The organism is Collinsella sp. AF38-3AC (genome assembly GCF_003474365.1).
Lineage (GTDB): Bacteria > Actinomycetota > Coriobacteriia > Coriobacteriales > Coriobacteriaceae > Collinsella.
Window position 1 is genome coordinate 24,090 of sequence record NZ_QROM01000019.1, and the last position, 728, is coordinate 24,817.

General features: G+C 59.1%; 1 protein-coding gene. It reads right to left on the reverse strand.

Annotated features, from left to right (window positions below; translation table 11 throughout):
* Positions 1 to 249: 249 nt before the first annotated feature.
* Entirely contained in the window at positions 250 to 552 is a 303-nt protein-coding gene (locus tag DW029_RS09630) for a hypothetical protein (protein ID WP_118345957.1), read from the reverse strand.
* Positions 553 to 728: the final 176 nt, after the last annotated feature.

Sequence of the window (728 nt, forward strand, 5' to 3'; positions counted from 1 at the left end):
TAAAAAAGACGGCCAACTTTCGTTGACCGTCTTAACTTGCTTTGGGTGGGCCGTCAGGGGGTCGAACCCTGGACCTTGGGATTAAGAGTCTTGAATGTGACTTTTTGGCACGTGCTGCACCAGCAAAGTTGCAGGTAACGATGCTATCACTCGCTCCTAACTAGCTGAAACTGCATTGGAGAACGGTTATTAACGGATATACGGCTATGCATAAACCCCTCCCCGGCAGTACCGGGGAGGGGTTCGCGCTTAAGGTCTGTCGATAATCACCTGATTGCCGTCCCCGTCGAGGTACGGCGTGATCGCGATGCCGTGGTCGCTCTCGACCACGATGTAGGCGCGGTTAGTCGAGCGCTCGGTCGCGATGTACGAGGACACGTTCTGCGGGAGGTCGTAGAGCGGCCCGTCGGCCTGGTCCATGACAGTGACGGCATCAGCCGCTCGCGCGTAGCTTGGATGCGCAAGCGAGCACGCAACGGCGATGAGCGTGACCATGGCGATGACCGCCAGGACCGCGTAGACGAGACCGAACAGCTTCTCGCTAGGCTTCATGTCACTCCTTCGCGAGGAAGTCGTCGGCCTCGGGCTTGCCCGTGGCCCTGCCGACCGCGATGTAACGGGCGTGACCGCTGTACGACGTGTATCGGCCCCAAACGTAGCCGTCCGCGATCTTATACCAATCGTCGAGTAGAACGGTCTGGCCGCCTGAGTAGCTGGCCACGACATTG